General features: G+C 72.3%; 21 protein-coding genes. 10 read left to right on the plus strand and 11 right to left on the minus strand.

Annotation, left to right across the window (positions count from 1 at the left end):
- Positions 1 to 85 precede the first annotated feature (85 nt).
- Genes ABD998_RS07375 through ABD998_RS07385 form a run of 3 tightly spaced genes read right to left on the minus strand, consistent with a single transcriptional unit; the run spans position 86 to position 5,336 of the window.
- Positions 86 to 2,395 carry a GNAT family N-acetyltransferase gene (locus ABD998_RS07375; protein ID WP_345437567.1) on the minus strand — a complete coding sequence of 770 codons (2,310 nt, stop codon included), beginning with the start codon at positions 2,393 to 2,395 and terminating at the stop codon, positions 86 to 88.
- On the minus strand, positions 2,392 to 3,744 hold the full coding sequence (locus ABD998_RS07380) for a lysine N(6)-hydroxylase/L-ornithine N(5)-oxygenase family protein (protein ID WP_345437569.1): 1,353 nt from the start codon (positions 3,742 to 3,744) through the stop codon (positions 2,392 to 2,394). Before ABD998_RS07380 ends, ABD998_RS07375 begins: the two co-directional genes overlap by 4 nt.
- Positions 3,741 to 5,336: a pyridoxal phosphate-dependent decarboxylase family protein gene (locus ABD998_RS07385; RefSeq protein WP_345437571.1), complete on the minus strand. Its 1,596-nt coding sequence runs from the start codon at positions 5,334 to 5,336 to the stop codon at positions 3,741 to 3,743. Before ABD998_RS07385 ends, ABD998_RS07380 begins: the two co-directional genes overlap by 4 nt.
- 198 nt (positions 5,337 to 5,534) lie before the next feature.
- Between ABD998_RS07385 and purU the strand changes: the two genes are divergently transcribed.
- The 7 genes from purU to ABD998_RS07420 all read left to right on the plus strand — a co-directional run bounded on the left by purU (position 5,535) and on the right by ABD998_RS07420 (position 9,558).
- Entirely contained in the window at positions 5,535 to 6,410 is an 876-nt protein-coding gene (gene purU / locus ABD998_RS07390; RefSeq protein WP_345437573.1) for a formyltetrahydrofolate deformylase, read from the plus strand.
- A gap of 17 nt (positions 6,411 to 6,427) precedes the next feature.
- Positions 6,428 to 7,036 (plus strand): class I SAM-dependent methyltransferase, encoded by a 609-nt coding sequence (locus ABD998_RS07395; RefSeq protein ID WP_345437575.1) that lies wholly within the window; start codon positions 6,428 to 6,430, stop codon positions 7,034 to 7,036.
- Between the two features lie 59 nt (positions 7,037 to 7,095).
- A complete protein-coding gene (locus ABD998_RS07400) occupies positions 7,096 to 7,278 on the plus strand; it encodes a hypothetical protein (protein WP_345437577.1) in 183 nt (60 codons plus the stop codon).
- Positions 7,279 to 7,379: 101 nt separating this feature from the next.
- Positions 7,380 to 7,736, plus strand: a complete 357-nt coding sequence (locus ABD998_RS07405) for a hypothetical protein (RefSeq protein ID WP_345437579.1) — start codon at positions 7,380 to 7,382, stop codon at positions 7,734 to 7,736.
- A gap of 41 nt (positions 7,737 to 7,777) precedes the next feature.
- Entirely contained in the window at positions 7,778 to 8,431 is a 654-nt protein-coding gene (locus ABD998_RS07410) for a ThuA domain-containing protein (protein WP_345437581.1), read from the plus strand.
- 40 nt (positions 8,432 to 8,471) lie between these two features.
- On the plus strand, positions 8,472 to 9,005 hold the full coding sequence (locus tag ABD998_RS07415) for an RNA polymerase sigma factor (protein WP_345437583.1): 534 nt from the start codon (positions 8,472 to 8,474) through the stop codon (positions 9,003 to 9,005).
- A 10-nt stretch (positions 9,006 to 9,015) separates the two neighbouring features.
- A complete protein-coding gene (locus ABD998_RS07420) occupies positions 9,016 to 9,558 on the plus strand; it encodes a hypothetical protein (protein ID WP_345437585.1) in 543 nt (180 codons plus the stop codon).
- A 12-nt stretch (positions 9,559 to 9,570) separates the two neighbouring features.
- Here ABD998_RS07420 and add read toward each other — a convergent pair whose 3' ends face one another.
- Positions 9,571 to 10,623, minus strand: coding sequence for an adenosine deaminase (gene add / locus ABD998_RS07425; RefSeq protein WP_345437588.1), 1,053 nt, complete (start codon positions 10,621 to 10,623; stop codon positions 9,571 to 9,573).
- Between the two features lie 91 nt (positions 10,624 to 10,714).
- Between add and ABD998_RS07430 the strand changes: the two genes are divergently transcribed.
- Both ABD998_RS07430 and ABD998_RS07435 read left to right on the plus strand, forming a co-directional pair.
- The gene (locus tag ABD998_RS07430) at positions 10,715 to 11,200 is read left to right on the plus strand and encodes a nucleoside deaminase (protein WP_345437590.1); all 486 of its coding nucleotides are present in this window, start codon (positions 10,715 to 10,717) and stop codon (positions 11,198 to 11,200) included.
- Positions 11,201 to 11,235: 35 nt separating this feature from the next.
- Positions 11,236 to 12,930, plus strand: a complete 1,695-nt coding sequence (locus ABD998_RS07435) for a long-chain-fatty-acid--CoA ligase (protein WP_345437592.1) — start codon at positions 11,236 to 11,238, stop codon at positions 12,928 to 12,930.
- Between the two features lie 176 nt (positions 12,931 to 13,106).
- On the opposite strand, the gene ABD998_RS07440 is transcribed toward ABD998_RS07435, so the two are convergent.
- From ABD998_RS07440 to ABD998_RS07460, 5 genes are all read right to left on the minus strand, one after another.
- Positions 13,107 to 15,074: a BCCT family transporter gene (locus ABD998_RS07440; RefSeq protein ID WP_345437594.1), complete on the minus strand. Its 1,968-nt coding sequence runs from the start codon at positions 15,072 to 15,074 to the stop codon at positions 13,107 to 13,109.
- 72 nt (positions 15,075 to 15,146) lie between these two features.
- The gene (locus ABD998_RS07445) at positions 15,147 to 17,954 is read right to left on the minus strand and encodes a hypothetical protein (protein ID WP_345437596.1); all 2,808 of its coding nucleotides are present in this window, start codon (positions 17,952 to 17,954) and stop codon (positions 15,147 to 15,149) included.
- Entirely contained in the window at positions 17,951 to 19,810 is a 1,860-nt protein-coding gene (locus tag ABD998_RS07450) for an HSP90 family protein (RefSeq protein WP_345437598.1), read from the minus strand. Before ABD998_RS07450 ends, ABD998_RS07445 begins: the two co-directional genes overlap by 4 nt.
- Positions 19,811 to 19,833: 23 nt before the next feature.
- Complete coding sequence (locus ABD998_RS07455) at positions 19,834 to 21,801, minus strand: M13 family metallopeptidase (RefSeq protein WP_345437600.1); 1,968 nt, start codon at positions 21,799 to 21,801, stop codon at positions 19,834 to 19,836.
- A 48-nt stretch (positions 21,802 to 21,849) separates the two neighbouring features.
- Positions 21,850 to 22,251 carry a DUF4190 domain-containing protein gene (locus ABD998_RS07460; RefSeq protein WP_345437602.1) on the minus strand — a complete coding sequence of 134 codons (402 nt, stop codon included), beginning with the start codon at positions 22,249 to 22,251 and terminating at the stop codon, positions 21,850 to 21,852.
- A gap of 154 nt (positions 22,252 to 22,405) precedes the next feature.
- On the opposite strand from ABD998_RS07460, the gene ABD998_RS07465 reads away from it, so the two are divergent.
- Positions 22,406 to 23,728, plus strand: a complete 1,323-nt coding sequence (locus tag ABD998_RS07465) for an MATE family efflux transporter (protein ID WP_345437605.1) — start codon at positions 22,406 to 22,408, stop codon at positions 23,726 to 23,728.
- 17 nt (positions 23,729 to 23,745) lie between these two features.
- On the opposite strand, the gene ABD998_RS07470 is transcribed toward ABD998_RS07465, so the two are convergent.
- Positions 23,746 to 24,219: a VOC family protein gene (locus ABD998_RS07470; protein WP_345437607.1), complete on the minus strand. Its 474-nt coding sequence runs from the start codon at positions 24,217 to 24,219 to the stop codon at positions 23,746 to 23,748.
- A gap of 32 nt (positions 24,220 to 24,251) precedes the next feature.
- A complete protein-coding gene (locus tag ABD998_RS07475; protein ID WP_345437609.1) occupies positions 24,252 to 24,890 on the minus strand; it encodes a TrmH family RNA methyltransferase in 639 nt (212 codons plus the stop codon).
- Positions 24,891 to 24,922 lie beyond the last annotated feature (32 nt).

Consider the following 24,922-nt stretch of genomic DNA (forward strand, 5'->3'; position numbering starts at 1 on the left):
TCGTACGTGCGAAGGGACGAGTCCCAGTCTAGGGAACGTCCCCCTGGGAACGTCCCCCGGGGGGCCGTCCCCGGGGGACGCAGCCTCACACCCGTGCGACGGGGTTCGGCATCTCGCCCGCGTAGAGCAGCGACTCCGACTGGTTGGCGATGTCGACCATCTGCAGCGTGTTGCGCAGCTGCAGGCGGTTGAGGCACGAGTGCGCGAACGCCTGCGCGCGCAGATCGACGTCGCCCGAGAGACCGAGAGCGCCATCCGGATGCTCGGCCTCGTAGCCGTCGAGGCACTCGGCGACGAGCCGCCAGAACGCGTCGGCCGGCAGCACGCCGTCGGCGTCGAGGATGCCCGACAGATGGCGCAGCACGCCGTCGAACACGTCCGTGAAGATCGCGAGCGCCTTCTCCCGCCCCGGGGTCTCGTGCACGATGCGGTCGATCCCCGGCGGGAGGGCGCGCGCTCCGAGCACGGCGACCTCCTCGCCGATGTCCTTCATGAACGCGCCCGACACGGCGTGATCGGTCAGCACGAGGATGAGGTTCTCGCCGTGCGGCATGAATGCGAGGTCGTGGGCGAGCAGGGCGTGCACGAGCGGGCGCAGATACGCGCGGAGGTAGGCCCTCACCCAGTCGGATGGCGCGAGCCCCGACGCGCGCACGAGCGCCGTCGCGTAGGCGCTGCCCTCGTGGTCGCGGTGCAGCAGCGAGGCCATCGTGACGAGGCGCTCGCCCTCCGCGAGCAGGGTCACGGGGCTCTCGCGCCACAGCGCCGCGAGCATCTTGCGGTGCGGGTTCGTCGCCCGGGTGGCGTGGTAGACGTCGCCCGTGTAGCCCACCGCCGCCCGCTCGCGCAGAACGCGGAACCCCGCGTCGGCGAAGCCGCGGTCGCGCGCGACGAGCCGCGCGACCCAGTCGTTGATGGCGGGCGTGTCGCGCATGTACTGCGGCGACAGCCCGCGGAGGAAGCCCATGTTCTGGATGGCGAGCGCGACCTTCACGTACGGGGCGCCCGGCCGCGTGCGGTTGAAGAACGTGCGGATGGACTGCTGCGGCTGGTACTCGTCGGCCGTGCGACCGAGCGGCACGAGATCGCCGCGCGCGACGTCGGCGGCGAACGTGATGGGCAGGCGGTGCTCGGCCTGCCACGGATGGACGGGCAGGAAGTGGAAGCCGTCCGGGTCGTGCCCGCGGTCCGCGAGGCGCTCGGCGAAGACCCTGCGCTCGTCGGGCGTGAGCGCCGCCTCGAGATGGGATCGCTCGTCGAGCCCCTCCCCGAGGGCGAGGTGCGCGTGCTCGCGCGCCGCCGCGACCCACACGAGCCGCGTGCGGGCTCCCGTCTCGGGCGCGTAGGCGCGGTAGTCGGACAGGGAGAACCCGATGCGGCCGTTGTTCGCGAGGAATCCGGGATGGCCTTCCGTCATGGCCGCCTCGACCTCCTGGAACGAGGCGTCGAGCAGGTCGGCGCTCGTCGCCGCGGCGCCGTGGCGCTTGGCCGCGGCTCCCGCGAGCGTCGACGCGAGCTCCTCCAGGTAGGTCGAGAGCAGGGCGTCGGGGATGCCCAGAACATCCTGCAGCTCGACGACGAGCTCGAGCACGTCGAGGTGCGTGCGCGCGCCCTCCCGGCGGATCGACTCCGCATCCAGGAGCCAGTGCTCGAGGGGGAGCACGCGCGCGCGGAAGACGTAGGTCGACGCGCCCGCGGTGAGCCGATGCCATCCGTCGCCGAGGTCGGCCGCCGGCTCCGGCGCGAGGAGGCGCTCGTGCGAGAGCTCGGAGAGGGCCTTCGCGACGAGGTGCCGATGCGCCGCCTCGGCGAGGTCGGGGCGCAGATGCGGGAACGGGTCCTCTCCGCCGCCGAGCGGGCTGGCCGCGAAGTCGTCGCGCGAGCACACGCTGAGCGCCGCGCGCTTCGCGTGGCCCTCCGTGACGAGGTCGATCTCGCCGAGGACGCGGAACCCGGCCGCGGCGTTCTTCGCGAGGATGGCCGTGTTGCGCGCATCCGGCTCGACGACGACGCGGTCGACACCCTGCGCGAAGCAGTGCCGCATGACGGCGGCCATGACGGCGGAGGTGAATCCGGGAACCGGGTCGGCGGCCGGGGGCGCGACGAGGAGGTGCATGCCGAGGTCGCCGGGGCGCGCGTCGAACGCGTCGGCCGGGATCAGCGAGGCCGGCGCGTACGTCTCGACGTAGAACGCGGGCTCCCCGTCGACGCGCCCGAGCCATCCGCTCTGGGCAGGATCCGACACGACGGACGCGAGGTAGGCGCGCACCTGATCGGGCGTGCGGTCCGTCATCTCCCAGAACGGCGCGGCGGCGAGCCACGCCTGCACGTCGGCGGCGTCGCGTGCGGGATCGACCGGCTCGAGCGTCGGGGCGAGGATGGTCGTGAGGGTCATCGTGCGGCCTCCAGGAGCAGGTCGGCGGGATCGTCTTCCGGTGCGCCTTCCGGTGCCGTGTCGGGCAGCCCGAACGTCTGGAACGCGATGCGGCGCTCGATCGCGTAGGGCTCGCGGCCCGTGACGGCGGCGAGCACCACCGACGCGCGCCACGGCCCGAACCCGAGGTCGGGCGCCGTGACGCCGTGCGTGTGCTCCTCGCCGTTCAGCACGTGGATGCGGTGTGCATCGTCGACCGCGTAGTCGCGCGACACGTCGAGCCGGCCGAGATCGTCGACCCGCACGCGATGCGCGACGGGCGCGAGGAACGGCGGCGTCGCGGCGCGGTATCCCGTCGCGGCCACGACCGCTCTCGTGCGGTGCTCGTGGCGGCGGTCGAGCTGCGCATGGTGCAGCTCGAGCACGGTATCGCCCGTCGCGGCGTCGCGGCGTGCGGCGACGACCTCGGTGTCGGTGAGGAGGGTCGTCGGCACCGGGCTCCCGCCGACCGAGAGCCGGTAGAGCGTGTCGTAGATGTCGTCGACGAGGTCGCCGCTGATGCCCTTGTACAGGCCGCGCTGCTCGCGCGCGAGCCGCTCGCGGAGCGCCCCCGGCAGGGCGCGGTAGTGGTCGGTGTACTCGGGCGACGTCATCTCGAGCGTGAGCTTCGTGTACTCCATGGGGAAGAAGCGCGGCGAGCGCGTCACCCAGTCGACGCGCACGCCCGTCTCGAGGAGGTCGCGGTAGACCTCGGCCGCCGACTGGCCGCTGCCGACGACCGTGACGGCGCCGCTCGCGACGAGCGCGTCGCGGTGCGGCAGGTAGTCGGCCGAGTGCACGACGGGATGGCCGTCGGCCGGCAGATCGCGGATCGTCGCGGGCAGCACGGGCTTCGTGCCCACGGCGAGGACGACGTGCCGCGCCCTGTGCGTCTCGACGCCCGTGACCGCGCCCGCGGCGTCGAGCACCTCGGCGCGGACGGCGAGCAGGTCGCCCTCCTCCTCCACGGCGACGACCCGGCGGCCCCAGCGGAGCGACGGCAGCTGGGCGGCGACCCAGCGGCAGTACTCGTCGTACTCCGCGCGGAGGGGGTAGAACGACTCCCGGATGTAGAAGGGGTACAGCCGCCCCGTCGCCTTGAGGAAGGCGAGGAACGAGTAGCGCGAGGTGGGGTCGGCCATCGTCACGAGATCGGCGAGGAACGGCACCTGGATCGTCGCGCCGTCGATCATCATGCCGGGGTGCCAGTGGAACCCCGCGGCCTGGTCGAGGAAGACCGCGTCGACGTCGGGGAGCGGGTCGGCGAGCGCGGCGAGCCCGAGGCCGAACGGCCCGATCCCGACGCAGACGAGGTCGTGCACGGCGGTCATCGGCCATCCCCCTTCGCCTGATCCGTCGTGCGCTCCGTCGCGGCGTCGACGCGGCGCAGGCGCGGATGGACGTCGCGGCACGGCGGCTCGTCGCGGGTCGCGAGCTCGTCGCCCGCGAGCAGGCCGTGCGCCGTCGCCCGCACGAGGTCGAGCACCGCGGCGATGTCGTCGATCGTCGCGTGCGGGTTGAGGAGGGTCAGCTTGAGGCACGGCGCCCCGTCGACGACGGTGCGCGCGACCATGGCGCGCCCCGACTGGAAGAGGACGCGCCGGATGAGCGGCACGAGCCGGTCGGCCGTCGCGGCGTCGAGACCTTCTGGCTCGTACCGGAAGAGGACGGTGCTGAGGTCCGTCGTCCCGACGGCTCGGAGCTCGGCGTCGGCGTCGAGGAGGGCACGGACCTCGATCGCGAGGTCGCACACGTCGTCGAGCAGGCGGCCGATGCGGTCGGGGCCGAGTGCGCGGAGCGTCGTCCACAGCTTGAGCGCGTCGAAGCGGCGGGTGGTCTGCAGCGAGCGATCGACCTGGTTCGGGTCGGCGTCGTCCTCCGCCGCCTCGGCGGCGGGGTTGAGGTAGTCGGCGTGCCACGCGGCGGCGGCGAGGTCGGCGGCGTCGCGGACGATGAGCGCGCTCGACGACACCGGCTGGAAGAAGGTCTTGTGGAAGTCGACCGTGACCGACGTCGCGCGCTCGATCCCGTCGAGGAGATGACGCCGGGTCGGGGAGACGAGCAGGCCCCCGCCGTATGCGGCGTCGACGTGGAGCCAGAGGTCGCGCGGCGCACACAGGTCGGCGGCGGGCGCGATCGGGTCGATCACGCCCCGATCGGTCGTGCCCGCCGTGACGACCACGGCCATGACGTCGCGGCCGTCGGCGTCCGCCTGCGCGAGGGCGTCTGCGAGCGCGAGCGGATCCATCCGGCCGTCGGCGTCGGCGCCGACCGGGACCACCGCGTCGGCTGAGAGGCCGAGCAGGTGCGCGGAGCGGGCGATCGAGAAGTGGCTCGTCGCCGTCGTGAGCACGCGCAGGTCGCTCATCGTCGCCGCGCGGGCGAGCGCCCGCTCACGGGCGAGGTAGAGCGCCTGCAGGTTCGACTGGGTCCCGCCCGACGTGAAGACGCCGTCGGCGGCGGCGAAGCCGATGCGCTCGCCCGTCCAGGCGACCAGGCGCCGCTCCATGAGGGTCGCGACGAGCGACTGGTCATAGGTGTCGACCGAGGTGTTGATCGACGCGAGCATCGTCTCGGCCGCGACGGCGGGCAGGACGACGGGGCAGTTGAGGTGCGCGGCGTAGGCCGGCAGATGGAACCACACGGCGTGCTGCGCGTACAGCTCGTCGGCCTCGGCGAGGGCCGCGGCGTTCCCGATGCCGGGGCCGTCGAGGTCGACGGCGCCGACGAGGGCGTCGAGCTCGCGGCGCTCGGCTCCCGACGAGGGATGGCGCACCGTCCGGAACCGGTCGGCGACGCCCGCGACCACGCTCCGCACGAGGTCGGAGTACTCCTGCGCCGATTCGCCCGTGAGGAGTGCGGTCGGCCCGCCTCCGCCGTCCGGCCGTGCGTTCTCGTGGGTGCCCGGCAGAAGTGATGCCATCGTGTCGTCGACCTCCAGGAAAATGAATGAGGATTGCCTAACCTAATCCGTCCGCCCCGTTATGTCGCGCGGATGACGAACTCTGTCGCGCGGAGGCCGGGCGCATCGCCCTCCCGACGCCCCTCGGACGCGTCGGCCCCTCCCTCACCTGGCCCGACGAGGACGACCCCGCCGTCGCGGGCTGAGAGAATGGGGCGCATGACGCCGCAGAGGGAAGACCTGATCGATCACGCCTGCCTCATCGTCGACGGTCCCGATCAGTTCGGAGTGGTGGCGGCGATCGCAGCGCTCATCACGCGCAACGAGGGCAACATCATCTCCCTCGACCAGCACTCCACCGACCCGTCGGGCGGCCGGTTCTTCCAGCGCGTCGTGTTCCACCGGTCGAACTTCGCCGTCGCGAAGGACGAGATCGAGTCCGATCTCGCGGCGACGCTCGCGCCCTACGGCATGAACTGGTCTCTGCGCGATCTCTCCGTCCCGAAGCGGATGGCCATCCTCGCGTCGAAGGACGATCACTGCCTGCTCGACCTGCTCTGGCGGCACCGCCGCGGCGAGCTGCCCGTGAGCATCCCGATGGTGATCGCGAACCACACGACGACCGCCGACGACGTGCGCTCGTTCGGCGTGCCGTTCTTCCACGTGCCTTCGCAGATCGGGCCCGACAAGTCGCAGTCCGAGGCCGAGATCGTGAAGCTCCTCACGGGCAACGTCGACTTCGTCGTGCTCGCGCGCTACATGCAGATCCTGTCCAGCGACTTCCTCACGCAGGTCGGCGTGCCGGTCATCAACATCCACCACTCGTTCCTGCCGGCGTTCATCGGGGCGAACCCGTACCGCAAGGCGAAGGAGCGCGGCGTCAAGCTCATCGGCGCCACGAGCCACTACGTGACCGAGGATCTCGACGAGGGGCCGATCATCGAGCAGGACGTCGTCCGCGTCACGCACGCCGAGACGGCCGACGATCTGCGCCGCCGTGGCGCCGACGTCGAGCGTGCCGTGCTCTCACGGGCCGTGCTGTGGCACGCCGAGGACCGCGTCGTCCGCGACGGCAACCACACGATCGTCTTCTGAGCGGGTCGGCGTCCGCCGTGTCCGGCGCCACCGTCGTCGCCGCCTATGGAGGCCGCGCCGTCGAGTACGCCGCCGCGCTCGGCACGATGGCGTCCGTCCATCCGTCCGACCGGGAGCTCGTGATCGGCTGGGCCCGGGCCCTGACCGGGCGCGTGCTCGATGTCGGCTGCGGTCCCGGACATTGGACGGCGCACCTCGCCGCGACCGGAGCAGACGTCGAGGGAATCGACCCGACGCCCGCGTTCGTCGACCATGCCCGGCGCGCGCATCCGGGTGTCGCATTCCGCGTCGCCGATGCCGAGCACCTCGAGGTGCCGCGCGGCTCGCTCGGCGGCGTGCTGGCGTGGTATTCGCTCATCCACCACCACCCCGACGACATCGACGGCGCACTCGCCTCCCTCGCCGACGCGACCGCGCCCGGCGGCGGACTCCTCGTCGGGTTCTTCGGCGGCGACGCCGTCGGCTCGGCCGAGCCGTTCGACCACGCCGTGGTCACGGCGTATCGCTGGCCCGCCTCCGCACTCGCCGCGCGCATCGCCGCGGCGGGCTACGAGGTGCTCGAGACCCACACGCGCACGAGCCGAGACGACCGGCCGCATGCGGCCATCCTCGCGCGCAGGACCTGACCGGAACCGTCGCACGATCGTCACGACGTCCTCCCGCCGCATCCTGAGAGGATGTCGGCATGGCGCTGCGCGGATCGACGAGGGTCGCGATCAGTCTCGTGCCCCTCGCGGCATGGGTCGTGTTCCTCGGATGGCTTGTCGCGAACGGACCCGTGGCATCCTCCGACTCCGAGGAGTGCTGGACGAGCGTCGCGTCGACCGAAGAAGGCAGCACCCCGATGGAGGTCACCACATGCGAGTGAGACGGACGATCATCGCCGTGGCGGCAGTCTCCACAGCGCTGCTGCTCGGGGCATGTGCGCCGATGCAGTTCCCTGAGGCGACTACGACCACATGCTCGCCTGTGGGAGCGGACGGCAGCGCGGGGATCGGAATCGCCCTTCCCGCTTTCGACGTCGACATCGAGATCACGGATGTCCGGCCATCCGACACGGACGCCATCGAGGTGACCGGATGGCACCGGGCGGCACCGGGCGATGAGATCGGAGGGGCTTATCCGTACGCCGTCCCCGCCGACGCCGAGCACGCGGTGCCGGCGGGAGAGCATCGGTTCGTCAACGTGGGCCTCCGCCTCGTCGACCCGGCCGCGAAGGCCGAGACGGCCGCCATCGACATCGAGTACGTGGCGTCGGGGACGACGTGGACGACCACGCGGCACGACCGCATCATCCTCCTGCCCGCCGGCGAAGCCTGCTCCTGAGCCCCCGCACGGCGCGGCCATCCGTCGGTAGCATCGGACCCATGCGCGCGCTCATCGCAACCGGGACCGGCCGGTACGCCGATCCCTGGCACCCGTACTCGACGACCAGCCCGCTGATCGCGGATCTGCTCCGGGAGGACGGGTACGACGTCGAGATCGACGAGGACGTCGACCACGCGATGGCCTCGCTCGATGGGATCGACCTGCTCGTCGTCAACGCGGGCGACTCCTGGCGGTCGGAGACGACGCGGCCGGTCCCTGTCCTGGCGCTCGACGGGCTCCACGATGCGCTCGCCCGGGGGATCGGCGTGATCGGCGTTCACGCGGCGCTCTCGTCGCTGCGCGACTACCCCGACTGGCCCGTCGCGCTCGGCGGCATGTGGGTTCCGGGGCTGTCGTGGCACCCGCCGCTCGACACGATCTCGGTCGAGGGCGGCAGCCTGCCCGACGGTACGGTGGTGGCCGACTTCACCGTCGACGACGAGCGGTACACGCGCCTGCAGGCCTTCGGCGAGCGCACGGTCGTCGCCCGGCACGAGGCGGACGGCGAGATCGTTCCGACGGCGTGGGTGCGCGAGCACGGTCCGTCGCGCATCGCGCTCGACGCGCTCGGTCACGATGAGCGGTCATGGGCATCGGATGGCCACCGCGCCCTGTTCGCACAGCTCGCCCGCTGGGTCACCGCCGCCCGCTGACAGTCGCGAACGCTTTCGCGTCGAGCGGACATGACAGAGTGTGGGCAACTCCGAGCAGGACAACTGGGCGCGAGCGCTCGACGGCGATCCGTCCGCACTGGGCAGGATCTTCGACGCCCATCACGATCAGCTGTTCCGCGCGGCGTACCGCCTCCTGAGCGATAGGGAGGACGCGGGTGATGCCGTCACCGTCGCCCTATGGGAGCTATGGCGCAAGCGGCACGTGGTCCGTCTCGTCGACGGCTCCCCGTTGCCCTGGCTGCTCACGACCGTCCAGCACTCGGCACGGAATATCGAGCGGAGCAGACGCCGCTACCGTGCCCTGCTCCGACGGCTCCCCGTCGAGGAGAGCGTCGGCCCCTCCCCGCTCCCCGATGAGTCCGGCGTCATCGACGCGATGACTCGACTCCCCGACGGGGAGCGTGCCGTCATGCAGCTTTCGGTGATCGACGGGCACTCGACGAGCGAGGTGTCCGACATGCTGGCGATCCCGGTGGGCACTGTGCGGTCTCGTCTGTTCCGAGCGAAGGCGCGGCTGCGGGCCGTATACGAAAGTGAGGCGCGTGATGGATGAGCCCGTGTCGATGTCAGTGACCGAACGGGCGGCGGTGCGAGCCAGGGTGCTACGGGGGACCGCCATCCTCGATCACGCAGCCCGGACGCGCCGTCGTCTCGTCACCGCGTCGGCGACCGTCGTCGTCGCCGGGATTGTCTGCCTGACCGCGTTGCTCGGGACCACGGCCACGTCGAATGAGGCCGCCGATGAGAACGGTCCGCACGCGGTTCAGCGCGCGGGCCACTCGGTGCTGTGGGCGGCTCCCCGGGCGGCCACTGCAGACACGTTCCACGGCTCGGCCGTCGTGTCGGGGACCCTGACGCGGACGGCATCGGGATGTCTCGGACTGGAGAATGCGGGCGAGGTCGAGGTGCTCCGGTTCCCGTACGGCAGCGTGCTCGCCGACGACGGGGAGTCGGTCGAGATCCCGGGGCACGGAGTCTTCTCCCTCGGCGACACGGTGCACGGAGGCGGCGTACATCTCGCGGACGAGGGTGCGGATGCTCTCGACGCTCCCGCCGAATGCACGGGGTACCGCGTGGCCTCGCTCAACGACGCGGGTACGGGATAGACGCGCTCCTCTTCACTCCCCCGCGAGGCCCTCCAGCGCGAGGCCCTCCAGCGCGAGCGCCGCGGCGCGGAGGTCGGCGAGCAGCCGGTCGCGCTGGGCGCCGTCGCACCACGCGGCCTCGAATCCGGTCCGGGCGATGCCGACGGCATCCGCGAAGCCGAACCCCATCGCCGGGAGCGCCTCCGCGTACTCCCGGCCGATGTCGGTCCGGAAGAACACCGCGTCGTCCGTGGCGAGCGCGACGGGGAGCCCCGCCCTGACCATCCGCGCGATCCGGTGACCCGGCTCGAACTCCCACCCCGACAGCATCCGCGTCGAGACGGGGGTGCACACGAACGGCACCCCGCTCTCCGCCGCGGTCGCGAGCGCCGCGGGATCGTCGACGACCCGGTAGCCGTGGTCGACGCGATCCACGCCCAGCTCCGCGATCGCATCGACGACGTTCCGCGGCGAGGCCGCCGTCGTCTCGCCCACGTGCGCGGTGCGGCGCAGCCCGTGGCGCGCCGCGAGCGCGTACGCCTCTCGGAACCGCAGCGGATCCTCCGTGCCCTCGGGGGTGAGGTCATCCATCCCGATGCCGACGACCACGTCGCGCGGATGGCCGGCGACCGTCTCGACGAGGTCGACGGCCGCCTCCGCGGGCAGCGCCCTGTTGACCGCGGCGACGATGCGGAACCCGACACCGAAGTCGCGCTCTGCCTGCACGAGGCCATCCGTCATCGCGTCGACGAGACTCGTGTACCCGATGCCGACGCCGCGGAAGTTGTCGGGGTTGACGAAGTACTCGCGATACCGCAGGTTGCCCGCGCGCACCGCGTCCTCGACGCCCTCGTACGCGACGCGGGCGATCTCGTCTCCCGTCGTGAGCACGGCGTGCGCCGCGTTGAACACGTCGAGGAAGTCGGGGAGTCCCTCGTAGGCGAACAGCGCGTCGAGGTCGTCGGTGCGCAGCCCCACCCCGTGCCGTCGCGCGAGCTCGACGAGCGTCGACGCCCGCATGGTCGAGACGAAGTGGCAGTGCAGCTCGGCCTTCGGGAGGAGGCGGAGCGCGTCGTGCAGGGTCATGCCGCGACCCTACGGAGCCCGCGTTAAGACCTCGTTTCGTGCGGCGAGTCGGCTCGTCGCACGCCCGGCGCGCGCCGCAGACTGGGCTCCCGTGACCGATCTCTCCCCCGACGACCTCGCGCATCTGCGCGCCTCCATCGCCCTCGCGTCGCGCACGCGCGAGGAGGGCGCCCATCCGTTCGCGGCCCTCGTCGTCGACGCGTCGGGAGACGTCGTCGCGGCGTTCGGCAACAACTCGCTGCCGCCCGACGGCGACCCCACCCAGCACGCCGAGCTGCGTGCGGTCGCCGCCGCCGCCCGCGCGCTCGGACCCGACGGGATGGCCGGCTCCACCCTCTTCACGAGCGCCGAGCCGTGCGCCATGTGCGCGGGCGCGGCGTACTGGACGGGCATCGACCGCGTCGTCTACGCCCTCTCGGAGCACCGGCTGCTGGAGCTGACGGGCGACCATCCCGAGAACCCCACGTTCTCGCTGCCGTGCCGCGAGGTGTTCGCGCGCGGCCAGCGCGCGATCGAGGTCGTCGGCCCCCTTCTCGAGGACGAGGCAGCCGCGCCCCACATCGGCTTCTGGACCTGAGAGACGCCCATAGCCGTCGCCGGTAGCGTGTCGGCATGACGTCGCCGTACGCCGACCGCCCCTGGCTCGCCGCCTACCCCGACGGGGTTCCCGCCGACATCGACGAGGTCGACGAGACGCTCGTCGACATGCTCGATGCGAGCGTGCGCCGCTTCGGACGCCGCCCTGCGCTCGAGTTCTTCGGCGCGACGACGACCTACCGCGAGCTCGGCGAGCAGGTCGCCCGCGCCGCGAACGGTCTCCGCCGGATGGGCGTGCGCAGCGGCGACCGCGTCGCGCTGGTGCTGCCGAACTGCCCACAGCACGTCGTGGCGTTCTACGCGGCGCTCCGTCTCGGTGCGATCGTCGTGGAGCACAACCCGCTCTACACGCCGCGCGAGCTGCGCCACCAGTTCGAGGACCACGGTGCGCAGTTCGCCGTCGTGTGGGACGCCGTCCACGACACGGTGGCGGGGCTCCCTTCCGACGTCCGCCCCGAGGGCATCGTGAGCGTAGACCTCACGCGCGCCATGCCCTTCGCTCAGCGGATGGCCCTGCGCCTGCCGATCGCGAAGGCCCGCGACGCGCGCGCCAAGCTCACGCGTCGGCCATCCGCCCGCCGGGTGACGACGTTCGAGAAGCTCTGCGGCACGCGCCCGCTCAGCAGGCGCACCGCACGGCCGACGCTCGACGACACGGCGCTGCTGCAGTACACGAGCGGCACGACGGGCTCTCCGAAGGGCGCGATGCTCACGCATCGCAACCTGCGGGCCAACGCCATGCAGGGCCGCGCCTGGGTCGCGGGGCTGCGCGAGGGCGACGAGGTCTTCTACGGGGTGCTGCCGCTGTTCCACGCCTACGGTCTGACGCTGTGCCTCACGACGGCGCTCAGCATCGGCGCCCAGGTCGTGCTCTTCCCGACGTTCGACGTCACGCTCGTGACGAAGGCCGCGAAGCGCACACCGCCCACCTTCCTGCCCGCGGTGCCACCGATCTACGACCAGCTCGCACGCGCCGCCAAGCAGGGCTCGATCGATCTCGGCACGGTGCGATTCGCCATCTCGGGCGCCATGAGCCTGCCCGTCCCCACCGTCACGCGCTGGGAGGAGGCGAGCGGGGGCCTCCTCGTCGAGGGCTACGGGATGACCGAGGCGTCGCCGATCGCCCTCGGCAACCCGATGGGCCCGACGCGCCGCCCCGGGACGGTCGGCGTGCCGTTCCCGAGCACGGCCATCCGCGTCGTCGACCCGGATGACCCGACCTCGGATCTCGGCGCCGGCGAATCGGGCGAACTCCTCGTCCGCGGACCGCAGGTGTTCTCCGGCTACTGGAACCGGCCGCAGGAGACGGCGGACACGCTGCTCCCCGGGGGATGGCTCCGCACCGGCGACATCGCGACGGTGTCGCCCGACGGATTCGTCACGATCGTCGACCGGCTGAAGGAGCTCATCATCACGGGCGGCTTCAACGTGTCGCCGACCGAGGTCGAGGAGGTGCTCGTCACGCACCCCGACGTCGACCAGGCCGCCGTGGTGGCGCTGCCACGCGGCCAGGGAGGCGAGCAGGTGGCCGCGGCCGTCGTGCTGAGAGAAGGGGCCGCGGTCTCGCCCGACGCCCTCCGCGACTACTGCGGCGCGCACCTCGCGTCGTACAAGGTTCCGCGCCGCATCGTCGTCGTGGACGAGCTGCCGCGCTCGCTCGTCGGCAAGGTGCTGCGCCGCGAGGTGAGAGAGCGGCTCATCGGGGGCTGAGACGGGCCACCGCGCGGCTTCGCCAGTGCGGATGTCGGTGCCCCGACCGTTCACCGGTGCGGATGTCGGCGCCCGGGGGCCAAAAGGCCTACATCCGCACTGGCGAAGGCGAGGCACACGCCTCAGCGCACGGCGCACACGCCTCAGCACGGCGCACACCCCTCAGCGCGCGGCGCTCACGTCACCGGGGGCTTCGCCCCCGCGCCGTCGGTGAAGCGGTCCTCGTCGGGGATGCGGTCGCCGCCGGGAGCGGCCGAGCCGCCGAGATCGGGATCGGTGTCCGGCGCGATCTGCTGGATGGGGATCTGCTCGGTCTTCGCGTAGAGCTCCGTGAACTCCTCGTCGACGACCGGCTCGACCCACGCCAGGTCGTCGGACGAGTGGTCGTAGGGCGCCGGCACGAGCGCGAAGTCGTCGCCGTACTCCTCGAGTCCGGTGCGCACGCTGTGCCGCACGGCGCGCTCGGCATACTCGTCGCGGAGGATGAGCGGATCGCGTCGCAGATCCTTCATGAACGACACCATCATGAGCGCCATGATGACGGCGAACGGCAGCGCGGCGATGATCGTGACGTTCTGCAACGCCGTGAGACCGCTGCCCTCGTCGCCGCCCGCGACGAGCAGCACGGCGGCGATCACGCCCACGAGCGTTCCCCACACCACCGTGACCCAGCGCGTCGGCTCCGGGTTGCCGCGCTGCGACAGCGTGCCCATGACGAGCGAGGCCGAGTCGGCACCCGTCACGAAGAAGATCGCCACGAGCACGGCGAGGATGACCGTCGTCACGGCGGGGAGCGGGAGGTTGTCGAGCACGCCGAAGAGCACGCTCTCCGGCGGGTCGACCTCGAGCCCCGCGCCGTTCATCTGCTGGTCGATGGCGGTCGTGCCGAAGATCGCGAACCACAGGAACGAGATGACCGACGGCACGAGCACGACGACCGACACGAACTCGCGGAGCGTGCGGCCGCGCGAGATCTTCGCGATGAACATGCCCACGAAGGGCGACCACGAGATCCACCACGCCCAGTAGAAGATCGTCCAGCTCGACAGGAACGCCTGCACGTCGGGGCCCTGTGATCCCGAGCGCGCGGCCATCGTGAGGAACTCCGACAGGAACTGCGCCGCGACCGACGGCACGACGTTGACGATGAGCATCGTCGGCCCGACGAAGAAGACGAAGAAGGCGAGGAGCAGGGCGACGACGGCGTTGATGTTCGACAGAGCCCGGATGCCCCGCGAGACCCCCGACACGGCCGACGCGATGAACGCGGCCGTCAGCACGGCGATGACGCCGATGAGAAGGCCGTTGCCGACGCTTCCGAGGCCCGTGATGATCTCGACGCCGTGCCCGATCTGCAGGGCGCCGAGGCCGAGCGACGCCGCCGTGCCGAACAGCGTGACGATGATGGCGAAGATGTCGATCGTGCGCCCGATCGCCCCCTGCGTGCGCTTCTCGCCGAGGAGCGGCGCGAAGATCGAGGAGATGAGCGGCGTGCGTCCGCGCCGGTACGCGCCGTAGGCGATGGCGCCGCCCACGAGCGCGTAGAACGCCCACGCCTGCGGGCCCCAGTGGTAGAGCACCTGGGTGAGCGCCGTGTGCATGGCCTCGACGGTGTCGGCCTCGACCGTGTTCGGCGGCGGCGACTCGAAGAACGTGAGCGGCTCGGCCGCGCCCCAGAAGACGAGGCCGATGCCCATTCCTGCCGCGAACAGCATGGAGATCCAGCTGAACACCGAGAACTCGGGCGTCTCGTCGTCGCGGCCGAGGCGGATGCGCCCGAACCGGCTGAACCCGACGTAGAGCATGAAACCCAGCACGACCGTCGCGATGACGGTGAAGAAGACCCCGAGGTACTCGATCACCCACGCCAGCACGTCTCCCGCGGTGCCCGCGAGGTTGTCGCCCGCGAACACGCCCCAGGCGATGAACGCGACGACGAACACGGCGGCCACGCCGAAGACGAGCCGGTCGGTGCGGAAATCACGCCCCGTCTGCTCGACGCCGATGCCCGGGATGAGCGCGGGATGCACGCCATGCGGGGCGGGGTCGGCGATGTCACGGACGATTCTCTTCGCCGCGTCGGCGGCCCCCGATGGCTTCGAGGGCTCGCTCTGCCTGCGGCGGTCCTTCTCAGTTCCGCTCATTCGTGCCATCCTGCGCCGATTCGCATGGCCCGTCAAACCTCGCAAGCGACTTGACGGGCCGCGCGGGATGTGTCAGGCGACGGCGTCGCGCAGCGCGGCGGCGTCGCCCTGGCGACCCAGTCCGTCGAGCAAATCGGCGAGCTCGAGCGTGATCCCGGTGTGCGGAGAGGTCCCGACGGGCACCCGGTCGCGGGCGCTCTGGAGGATGGCGACGGCCTCCTCCGCGCGCCCCGCGGCGGCGAGGCCCCTGGCCGCGTAGACCTCGCCGCTCACCGCCGTCATGACGTCGCCCTCCGCGGCGAGCGCGTCGGCCGCGCCGAGCAGCGTTCCCACGCCCTCGTCGATCCGGCCGAGGTCGACGAGGAAGCGGCCCTTCGTGTCGAGCACGTTCGCCGCGTACCACGTCGCCTCCTGCGCGGTCGCGAGCTCGCGCGCCCGGTCGAGGTCGGCCATCCCCGCGTCGTCCCCGCCCATGAGCCGCGCCCGCCCGATGCCGTGGAGCAGCACCGGCACGGACGCGTAGCCGTCCGCGCGCCCGGCGTGGTCGAGCGCGCGCTGCAGCACCTCGAGCGCGTCGGAGTCGCCGAACTGCAGCAGCAGCTCGCCGAGCTGCGAGCCGGCGTCGGCCGCGAGTGCGAACGCCTCCCCCTGTTCCGCGAGCTCCACGGCCTCGCTCCATGCCCGGTAGGCCATGCCCGCCTCGTCGGCCGCCCTGGCGGCGTGGCCGAGGTGCAGCGCCGTCTCGGCGAGCGAGGACGGCGCCGTGCCCGCGGCCTTCTCGTCGAGGTAGACCGTCTCGAAGTTCTCCAGCGCGGCCGTCGCATGGCCGGCATCGAGCTGCAGGCGCGCGAGCGAGAACCGCAGCCCGACCGTGGGCTGCTCGGCGCGCTCGGCGTGCCGCAGCGCGAACTCGAGGCGGGCCGCCGCCTCGTCGTGCCGCCCGAGGTCGGCGAGGATCATGGCGGTGAGCTGCGCCGACTGCGCGATGACGAGCGAGACGTCGATCGCGACCGACTCGGCGAGCAGGCGCTCGGCGACGGCGAGCGCCTCGTCGAACGCCTCGGCCTGCGCGAGGAGCTGCGCGCGCAGGCGCAGCTCGGTGAACAGCGGCCATCCGGCGTTGCGCGGGTCGTCGGTCGCGACGGCGGCGAGCTCCGCCGCTTCCTCGAGGCGGCCGACGCGGGCGAGTGCCTGCAGCCGCAGCGCCGTGAGCGAGAAGCGCAGCAGCTGCGGGTCGTCGTCCGGCAGAATGGCCGACGCCTCGTCGAGGAGCGGCATCGCGTCGTCCGGCCGGTCGGCGTCGAGGTGCAGCGCCGCGATCGTCACGAGCAGATCGGCGACGACGCCCGGCTCGGCGCCGGCGACGCGAGCCGCCTCGAGCGCCTCGGAGAGGGCGGGGATGTCGTCGGACGAGCCGTGGCCGAGGAGCGCGAGGCCCACGCGCTCCTCGAGGCCGGCCTGCGCGTGCGCGCCGACCCGGCGGAGCGCCTCGATGCGGGCGGCGGCGTGGACGCCGGCCTCCGCAGGGTCGCCGTTCTGCAGGCTCAGCCAGACGAGGGTCTTGTGCAGCTCGGGGTCGACGGCGGCATCCGAGAGCGCGAGCCCGCGGGCGACGGCGTCGCGCACGCCCTCCGCGTCGGCCGCGAACAGCCGCATGCGGGCGCGCGCGACCCAGCCGAGGGCGTCAGCGGGCTCGGCGGGGGCGGCGACGGCCGGAGCGAAGGTCTCGCCTCCGAACGGCACGTCGTACCGCACCGACGCGAGGGCGCGCCGCGCGGCGAGCCGCCGCGCGAACCAGCCGTTGCCGTTGCGCGCGTCGAACCGGCGGGCGATCTCCTCGGCCGCCGCCCAGGCGGCGTCGCGCAGCTGCGTCGCGGTGCGCGGGGAGTCGGCGGCTCCCAGGAGCGGCTCGAGCGTGGGATGGTCGGAGCCGCGCACGGGCGTCCCGCCCTCCCCCGCCTCGACGACGGCGTCGAGCAGCACGCCCACCGCCGCGAGCCCGGAGAAGTGGCTGGCCTCGTGGTACGGGTCGTGCGCGAGCTGGGGGATGTGCCGTTCGAGCAGCTGCAGTCCGCGCGCGAGGTTGCCGGTGACGGCGCAGAAGACGAGGTGGTTCTCGATGATGGGGAAGCCGTCGGGGTTGGTGCGCGCGAAGCGGTAGCTGCGCGCGTGCGCGGCGAGCGCGTCGTCGAACCGGCCAGCGCGCAGCAGGGGGAGCAGGATCTCCGACTCCGCGGCCTCCGGCTCCTCGCCGCACGACAGGTTCTGCTCGAGGATCTCCTCCCACAGCCGGATGGCCTCGGCGTCGTCCCCCTGCAGCTGCGCGAAGCTCGCGTCGCTCGAGCGCACGCACGCCTCGCAGTGGGAGTACTCGTCGCGCTCGAGCGTGTCGCGCTCTGCGACGAAGCGGCCGGCGGCCTCCACGTCTCCGAGGAGCAGGGCGACGTCGTGCTTCGACTGCAGCACGCCCGTCTGCCCGACGCCCGACTCGCGGTAGCGCCGCTCCATGTCGTCGTGGATGGCCGCGACCCGCTCCCTCGGGAAGCGGCTGTTGCTCGCGAGACGCGAGGCCATCCACTTGTACTGGAAGAGGAGGTCGACGTGCACGCCGGGGTCGACGGGGAAGCGCACGGGGTCGGCGTCGTGCTTGCCGACGCACCATCCGAACGAGGCGAGCATGGCGTCGGTGTCTCCGGCCATGTGGGCCGACGGCGTGAGCAGCATGCGGGCCCGGTAGGCGAGCTCCTCCTCGCCCGCCTCGTCGGCGAGGCGCACGGCCTCGTCGAGGAGCGCGCGCTCCTCGGGGCCGACGGGCAGCCCCTCCGCCTCGTCGAGCAGCTGCTCGATCCTCCGCCCCTTCCGGCTCGCGAACTGGCTCACCGCTCCTCCTCCGTGATCCCGACGCTCAGCGTCACCATGTCTGTCATGGCGGATGTCAGCATCCGCCGGTCGGCCGCCGCCAGCGGGCGATGCGAGGCGAGCAGGGCCTGCACGTACAGCAGCTTCGCCGTGCGGTCGAAGACGAGGTCGTCCGCGAGACCCGCGAGCCGCTGGACGAGCGGGCTCGCCCAGTTCACGCACAGCCGCACGGATGCGGCCTCCCGCCCCTCGTCGCGACGACGCGCCTCGATGAGCGCGCTCACGTCGCCCAGCACGTCGCCCCAGATGCCCTCGGACGCCTGCTCTCGCGCGACGTCGCGCTCGATGCGGCGCACGACCTCGGGGTCGACGACGCAGAGCGCCGGGAGCTCGGCGGGAGAGAACCCCCTCGCCGACACGGTGCAGCCGACCTCGGCGAGAGCCGCGGTCGCGCGCTCCTCGAGAGCCACGGCCCGCGCCCTGTCGGCGAGCGGAGGCGGCGTCAGCTCGTCGAGGAGCTCCGACACCGTCACGCGCGCGACGGGGACGTCGAGCAGATCGGGCAGGCGCCGCAGGAGCGCAGCGTCGTACGAGTACCCGGCGTTCACGACGGGGGCGTCTGCCGGCACGACCGCGGCGATCTGGCGGAACTCGTCGACGGTCTCGGCGTAGCGCACGGCGTCGTAGCGGCGCGTCAGCTCGGAGACGCGCAGGTCGCCCGCCGACGTCTCGACCGTCAGCCAGGGGATCACGATGCGGGCGAGCTCGTCGTCGTGCACGGCCATCGCCTTGAGGGCGAGCTGGTGCACCGAGAGGAACTCCTGGAACCGCCACGGGCGCGTGGTCGCCTGCGTGAGGATCCACGAGCGGATGGCCGCGCCGAGCTGCTCGCGAGTGTGCTCGAGCGCGGAGTCCTCGACGAACCCCTCGCGCGATGCGGTGGGCGACAGGCCCGTCGTGTCGATGACGCAGCGCACGAAGAACGCCCAGTCCGGGAGCATCCCATCGAGGTGCTCCCCGACGAGCATGCGCCCGAGATGCACCGTGCTCGCCTGCCGGGCGCCGGGCGGGGGCGCGAACGGGAGCACGAAGGCCACGCCCTCCGTGCCCGTGCCGGGGACCGACAGCGGGATGACGTCGAGGGGCCGCCGGCCGAGCAGCCCCGTGCCGAGCGCGACGACGGAGTCGGAGGGGTCGGCGGCGTCGACGCCGAGGAAGGCGGGCGCCTCGGTCAGGGTGTCGCGCGTGCCGTCGGCGTTCACGACGGCGACCGCGACCGGCAGGTAGCGCCCGAAGCGCGTCGCGAGGGCGCGGACGCGGTCGGCCGAGAGCAGGGCGGCGTCGTCGGGGCGCGGCTCCAGCGCGATCTCCGTGCCCACGGCCATCCGGTTCGTCTCGTCGGCGTCGAGCTCGCGGATCGCGAACGACCCCGACGCGTCGCCGACCCATTCGATGGCGGGCGCGGCCGTCGCCGAGCGGCTGCGCACGACGATGCGGTCGGACACCATGAAGCAGCTGAGCAGTCCGATGCCGAACTGGCCCAGGTAGTCGGAGCGCCGCGTCTGCAGGAGGTCGTCGCGCTTCGACGAGCGCCCCACGGTGGAGAGCAGCTCGGCCGCCTGCACGGCCGTGAGGCCGATGCCGTCGTCGCGGAAGCGGAAGGGGCGGCCGGGCGCCGCCGGCTCGATCTCGAGGAGCCCCGCCGGCGCCAAGGGATCGGCCGCCCGGCGGGCGCGGATGGCGTCGCGTCCGTTCTGCAGCAGCTCGCGCAGGAACACCTGCGGGCTGGAGTAGATGTGGCGGCTGAGCAGGTCGACGACGCCCCGCAGATCCACCTGGAACGGCCGCACGTCGGGGATGTCCGATTCGAACCTCACCCGTCCAGCCTACGGATCCCCGCTCACCAGATCGTGACGCGCTCCTCCTCCGGCAGCCACAGGCGGTCTCCCGGCTGCACGCCGAACGCGGTGTAGAACGCGTCGACGTTGCGGACGATCTGGTTGCAGCGGAACTCGTTCGGCGAGTGCGGGTCGATCGTGAGCAGGCGGATGGTCTCGGCCTCGCGCGACTTCTGCTGCCACACCTGGCCCCACGAGAGCAGCAGGCGCTGCACGCCCGTGAGGCCGTCGACGACGGGCGCCTCCGCGCCGCCCAGCGACAGCTCGTACGCCTTCAGCGCGATGCCGAGGCCGCCGAGGTCGCCGATGTTCTCGCCGATCGTGAGGGCCCCGTTGACGGTGTGCGATCCGTCGAGCCCCTCGGGGACGAGCGCGTCGTACTGCGCGATGAGCGACGCCGTGCGCTGCTCGAACGCGGCCCGGTCGTCCTCCGTCCACCAGTCGTTGAGGGCGCCCGTGCCGTCGTAGCGGCTGCCCTGGTCGTCGAAGCCATGGCCGATCTCGTGGCCGATGACGGCCCCGATGCCGCCGTAGTTGGCTGCGGGGTCGCGGTCGGCGTCGAAGAACGGGTACTGCAGGATGGCCGCAGGGAACACGATCTCGTTCATGAGCGGGTTGTAGTACGCGTTGACCGTCATGGGCGACATGAACCACTCGTCGCGGTCGATCGGCTTCCCCACCTTGCCGAGCTGGCGGTCGTGCTCGGCGATGCTGGTGCGGCGCACGTTGCCGACGAGGTCGGCCGCGTCGATCTCGATGGCGGAGTAGTCCTTCCACGTGACCGGGTATCCGATCTTGGGCGTGAAGGCGTCGAGCTTCGCGAGCGCCTTCTCGCGCGTCTCGGCGCTCATCCACGGCAGCGACGAGATGCTCTGCCGGTACGCCTCGACGAGGTTCGCGACGAGCTCGTCCATCGCGGTCTTCGCCGCCGGCGGGAAGTGGCGCTCGACGTAGACGCGTCCGATGGCGTCGCCGAGCGCCCCCTCGGCGAGCGAGACGCCGCGCTTCCAGCGGTCGCGGATGGTCGGAACACCCGTCAACTCGGTGCCGTAGAACGCGAAGTTCTCGTCGACGAAGGCGTCGGACAGGTAGGGGGCGAGCGCGTGCACGACCTGGAAGCGCAGCCAGGCGCGCCAGTCGTCGATCCGCTCGGCGGCGAGCAGCGAGCCGAGGCCCTCCAGGGCGGACGGCTGGTAGACGACGGCCTCGGCGAACGTCTCGGGCCGGCCGGGGGCGACGGCGTCGCGCCAGGGCGCGAGGTCGACGCCGGCGAGGGCGACGATCTCGTCCCACGTCTTGAGGTTGTAGGTCGCGACGGCGTCGCGGCTGCGCACGTTGTCCCAGTGGTGCGCGGCGATGTCGCGCTGCAGCGCGTACACCCGCTCGGCCTGGTCGGCGGGGTCCGCGACGCCCGCGAGGTCGAGGAGGCGCTCGATGTGGCCGCGGAACGCCGCGCGCGTCGCCTCGAAGTTCTCGAGGCGGAAGTAGCTCTCGTCGGGCAGGGAGATGCCCGACTGGACGAGGAAGGGGACGTAGCGGGCGGGGTCGCCCGGGTCGGGCTCGACGAAGACGCCGATGGGCGACCCCAGCCCCTCGCGGTCGAACTCGCCCGCTGTGCGAAGCAGCGACGGCACGTCGGAGACCGCGTCGACGCGGGCGAGCAGCGGGGCGAGCGGCGCCGCGCCGAGCGCGTCGATGCGCGCCGTGTCCATGAAGCTCGCGAAGACGTCGCCGACCTTGCGCGTCTCGGTTCCCGGCTCGGCGGCCTGGGATTCCTCGACGATGACGCGGACGTCCTTCTCCGCCTGCTCGGCGAGCTGGTGGAACGAGCCCCAGCGCGCCTTGTCGCCGGGGATCTCGGTCCTGTCGATCCATGCTCCGTTGACATGGCGGTAGAGGTCGTCCTGCGGACGGATCCCCTCGCTCAGCTCGTCGATCGCGATTCCGGAGGTCAGGGGCTCAGCCGTCATGGTGACCATCGTAGGGTCGGGTGCCGACCCCGGCGCCGGATCCGGGCGTCAGTCGGAGGGGAACGTCGTCTCGTAGATGCTCGGGTCGATCGTGCCGAGGTACGCGAGCGAGCCGAAGAAGAAGATCGCCCCGAGGATGCCGCCGATGATCGTCAGGCCCAGCAGGATGTAGCCCGCGACGACGGCCGTGAGGGCGATGCCGCGCCCGCCCTCGCCCGTCCTCTTGATCTGCGACAGGGCGATGTGGCCGAGGATGATGCCGAGGAGCGACACGAACCACACGACGATGATCGAGACGATCGCCATCGTGTTGGTCTGCGCGGGCGCCGGCGAGCCGTAGCCCGCGGCAGGATAGGCGGGCGGCTCGCCCGGAGTGCCGTACGAGGAGGGGCTCCCGTATCCGGAGGGCTGCTGCGGGTCGGGGCCAGGCGGGTAGTTCGGCGTGGACATGGCTTCCTCTCGACGGATGCGGCTGCCCGGCAGGGCCCTCCCGCGCAGTCACCGGCGATGGTACAGACGGCGGCGCGCCCAGTCCAGCCGCAGGCGAACCGCAGTCCAGCCGCCTGCTCGCGCCGCCGTCGGCGGCCCGCTCTAGGCTCGGAGGGTGACCGACCGCCGCACGCTCAACCGCGACATCCTGCGGCTCGCGCTGCCGGCCCTCGGCGCCCTCGTGGCGGAGCCGCTATTCCTCGCGGTCGACGCGGCGATGATCGGCCACCTCGGCGTGTCCGAGCTCGCGGGCCTCGGCATCGCCTCGGCCGTGCTGACGACGATCGTCGGCCTGATGGTGTTCCTCGCGTACTCGACGACGCCGGCCGTCGCCCGCCGGTTCGGAGCGGGAGACGTGCAGGGCGGCGTCTCGGTCGGCATCGACGGCATGTGGCTCGCGCTCGCCATCGGGGCGGTGCTCGCCGTGGCGGGGTCGTTCGCGACGCCCGCCGTGGTGGGCGCGTTCTCGCCCGCGCCCGACGTGGCCGCGGCGGCCGAGGCGTACCTCGGCATCTCGATGTGGGGCCTGCCGGCGATGCTCATCGTGTTCGCGGCGACGGGCCTCCTGCGGGGCCTCCAGAACACGGTCGTCCCGCTGTGGATCGCGGGGGCCGGCTTCACGGTGAACGCCCTCGTGAACTGGCTCTTCATCTACGGGTTCGGATGGGGCGTCGCGGGGTCGGCGGCGGGCACCGTGCTCGTGCAGTGGGGGATGGTCGCGGCCTACGTCGTCGTCGTGGGGCGTCTCGCGCGCCTCCACCGGGCATCCGTGCGTCCGCAGCGCGAGGGCGTGCGCGGCTCCGCCCGATCGGGCGGGTGGATGTTCCTGCGCACCGTGAGCCTGCGCATCGCGACGCTCGCGACGGTGGCGGTGGCGACGGCCCTCGGCACCGAGGAGCTCGCGGGCTGGCAGGTCGTCTTCACGATCTTCTCGACGACGGCGTTCGCGCTCGACGCCCTCGCGATCGCGGCGCAGGCGCTCGTCGGCAAGGCGCTCGGCGAGCGCGACCCGCATCAGGTGCGTGCCGTGCTCGGCCGCACGGTGTCATGGGGTGTCTGGGCGGGCGTGGCCTTCGGCGTCGTCATCGCCGCGTTGTCGGGCGTCATCGGCCTCGTGTTCACGGGCGACCCCGCGGTCGCCGCGTTCATCCAGCCGGCGCTCCTCGTGCTCGCTCTCTCGCAGCCCGTCGCCGCCTTCGTCTTCGTGCTCGACGGCGTGCTCATGGGCGCGGACGACGCCCGCTATCTCGCCGCCGCCGGCGGCGTGAATCTCGTGCCCTACCTGCCGGCGCTCGCCCTGCTGGCGTGGCTCGCGCCATCCGGGCCTGCCGCGCTCGCGTGGCTCGCCGCCGCCTACTACGGCGTGTACCTGCTCGTGCGCGGCGTCACGCTCGGCGCCCGCATCCGCGGGACCGCCTGGATGCACCACGACGCCTGAGGCGACGCCCAGAGGCGCTACCGGCCGGCGGCCTCGAGCTCCGCGATGATGATCTTCTTCTGCCGCATCATGACCTGGATCACGGCGGGCCCGCTCAGGAGCTCCGCCATGCGGCGCGGCACGATCTGCCAGCTGAGTCCGAACCGGTCCTTGCACCAGCCGCACTGCTCCGCCTCCGGCACGTGCGAGAGCGCCGCCCAGTAGCGATCGATCTCGTCCTGGTCGCCGCACGTGACGACGAACGAGATCGCCTCGGTGAACCGGAACAGCGGGCCGCCGTCGAGGCAGACGAAGTCGACGCCGTCGAGGGTGAACGACCCGTTCAGCACCTTGCCGCGCATCCCGGCGAAATGCGGGTCGATGGCCTCGTCGGGGTACTCCTCGATCGATCTGATGGCGGAGTCCGGGAAGACGCCGACGTAGTACTCCATCGCCTCGCGCGCATCGCCGTCGAACCACAGGCAGGGCTGGATGGGTGCGAGATGGGCCATGACTCCTCCTCGAATCGTCCCCCGCGGTCAGGCTACGCCGAGGGCGCCCAGCGGCGCACCCACTCGTACATGACGACGGCGCCCGCGGCCGAGGCGTTGATCGAGCGCGTCGACCCGTACTGCGTGATCTCGATGTGCGCCGAGGCAGCGGCGAGGGCCTCGGCGCTGAGCCCCGGGCCCTCCTGGCCGAAGAGCAGGATGCAGCGCTCCGGCAGCTCGGCCCTGTCGACGGGCACGGCGTCGCCGACGTTGTCGACGGCGACGATCGGCAGGCCTTCCCCCGCCGCCCAGGCTGCGAACGACGCCACGTCGGGGTGGTGCACGACGTGCTGGTAGCGGTCGGTCACCATGGCGCCGCGCTTGTTCCAGCGCCGCCGCCCGATGATGTGCACGGTGTCGGCGAGGAAGGCGTTGGCGCTGCGCACGATCGAGCCGATGTTCATGTCGTGCTGCCAGTTCTCGATCGCCACATGGAACGCGTGCCGCCGCGCGTCCAGGTCCGCGACGATCGCCTCCATCCGCCAGTAGCGATACCGGTCGACGACGTTGCGGGAGTCGCCGTGCGCGAGCAGCTCGGGGTCGTACTCGTCGCCGTCCGGCCATTCGCCCGGCCACGGCCCGACGCCGTGCGTCGACAGCTCGCGGCTGGGCTCGGGCTGCGGGTCGGTCACCCGTCGAGGGTAGCCGGAGTCATCGCACCTAG

It is taken from the genome of Microbacterium gilvum, from assembly GCF_039543865.1.
GTDB lineage: Bacteria > Actinomycetota > Actinomycetes > Actinomycetales > Microbacteriaceae > Microbacterium > Microbacterium gilvum.

What these genes read in the sequence shown, in the direction of transcription:
- ABD998_RS07435 (WP_345437592.1), top strand. Translation starts at nt 11,236, where the DNA reads ATGACGTCGCCGTACGCCGACCGCCCCTGGCTCGCCGCCTACCCCGAC.
- ABD998_RS07460 (WP_345437602.1), bottom strand. Translation starts at nt 22,251, where the DNA reads ATGTCCACGCCGAACTACCCGCCTGGCCCCGACCCGCAGCAGCCCTCC.
- ABD998_RS07455 (WP_345437600.1), bottom strand. Translation starts at nt 21,801, where the DNA reads ATGACGGCTGAGCCCCTGACCTCCGGAATCGCGATCGACGAGCTGAGC.
- ABD998_RS07420 (WP_345437585.1), top strand. Translation starts at nt 9,016, where the DNA reads ATGTCAGTGACCGAACGGGCGGCGGTGCGAGCCAGGGTGCTACGGGGG.
- ABD998_RS07385 (WP_345437571.1), bottom strand. Translation starts at nt 5,336, where the DNA reads ATGGCATCACTTCTGCCGGGCACCCACGAGAACGCACGGCCGGACGGC.
- ABD998_RS07380 (WP_345437569.1), bottom strand. Translation starts at nt 3,744, where the DNA reads ATGACCGCCGTGCACGACCTCGTCTGCGTCGGGATCGGGCCGTTCGGC.
- ABD998_RS07400 (WP_345437577.1), top strand. Translation starts at nt 7,096, where the DNA reads ATGGCGCTGCGCGGATCGACGAGGGTCGCGATCAGTCTCGTGCCCCTC.
- add (WP_345437588.1), bottom strand. Translation starts at nt 10,623, where the DNA reads ATGACCCTGCACGACGCGCTCCGCCTCCTCCCGAAGGCCGAGCTGCAC.
- ABD998_RS07470 (WP_345437607.1), bottom strand. Translation starts at nt 24,219, where the DNA reads ATGGCCCATCTCGCACCCATCCAGCCCTGCCTGTGGTTCGACGGCGAT.
- ABD998_RS07410 (WP_345437581.1), top strand. Translation starts at nt 7,778, where the DNA reads ATGCGCGCGCTCATCGCAACCGGGACCGGCCGGTACGCCGATCCCTGG.
- ABD998_RS07375 (WP_345437567.1), bottom strand. Translation starts at nt 2,395, where the DNA reads ATGACCCTCACGACCATCCTCGCCCCGACGCTCGAGCCGGTCGATCCC.
- ABD998_RS07440 (WP_345437594.1), bottom strand. Translation starts at nt 15,074, where the DNA reads ATGAGCGGAACTGAGAAGGACCGCCGCAGGCAGAGCGAGCCCTCGAAG.
- purU (WP_345437573.1), top strand. Translation starts at nt 5,535, where the DNA reads ATGACGCCGCAGAGGGAAGACCTGATCGATCACGCCTGCCTCATCGTC.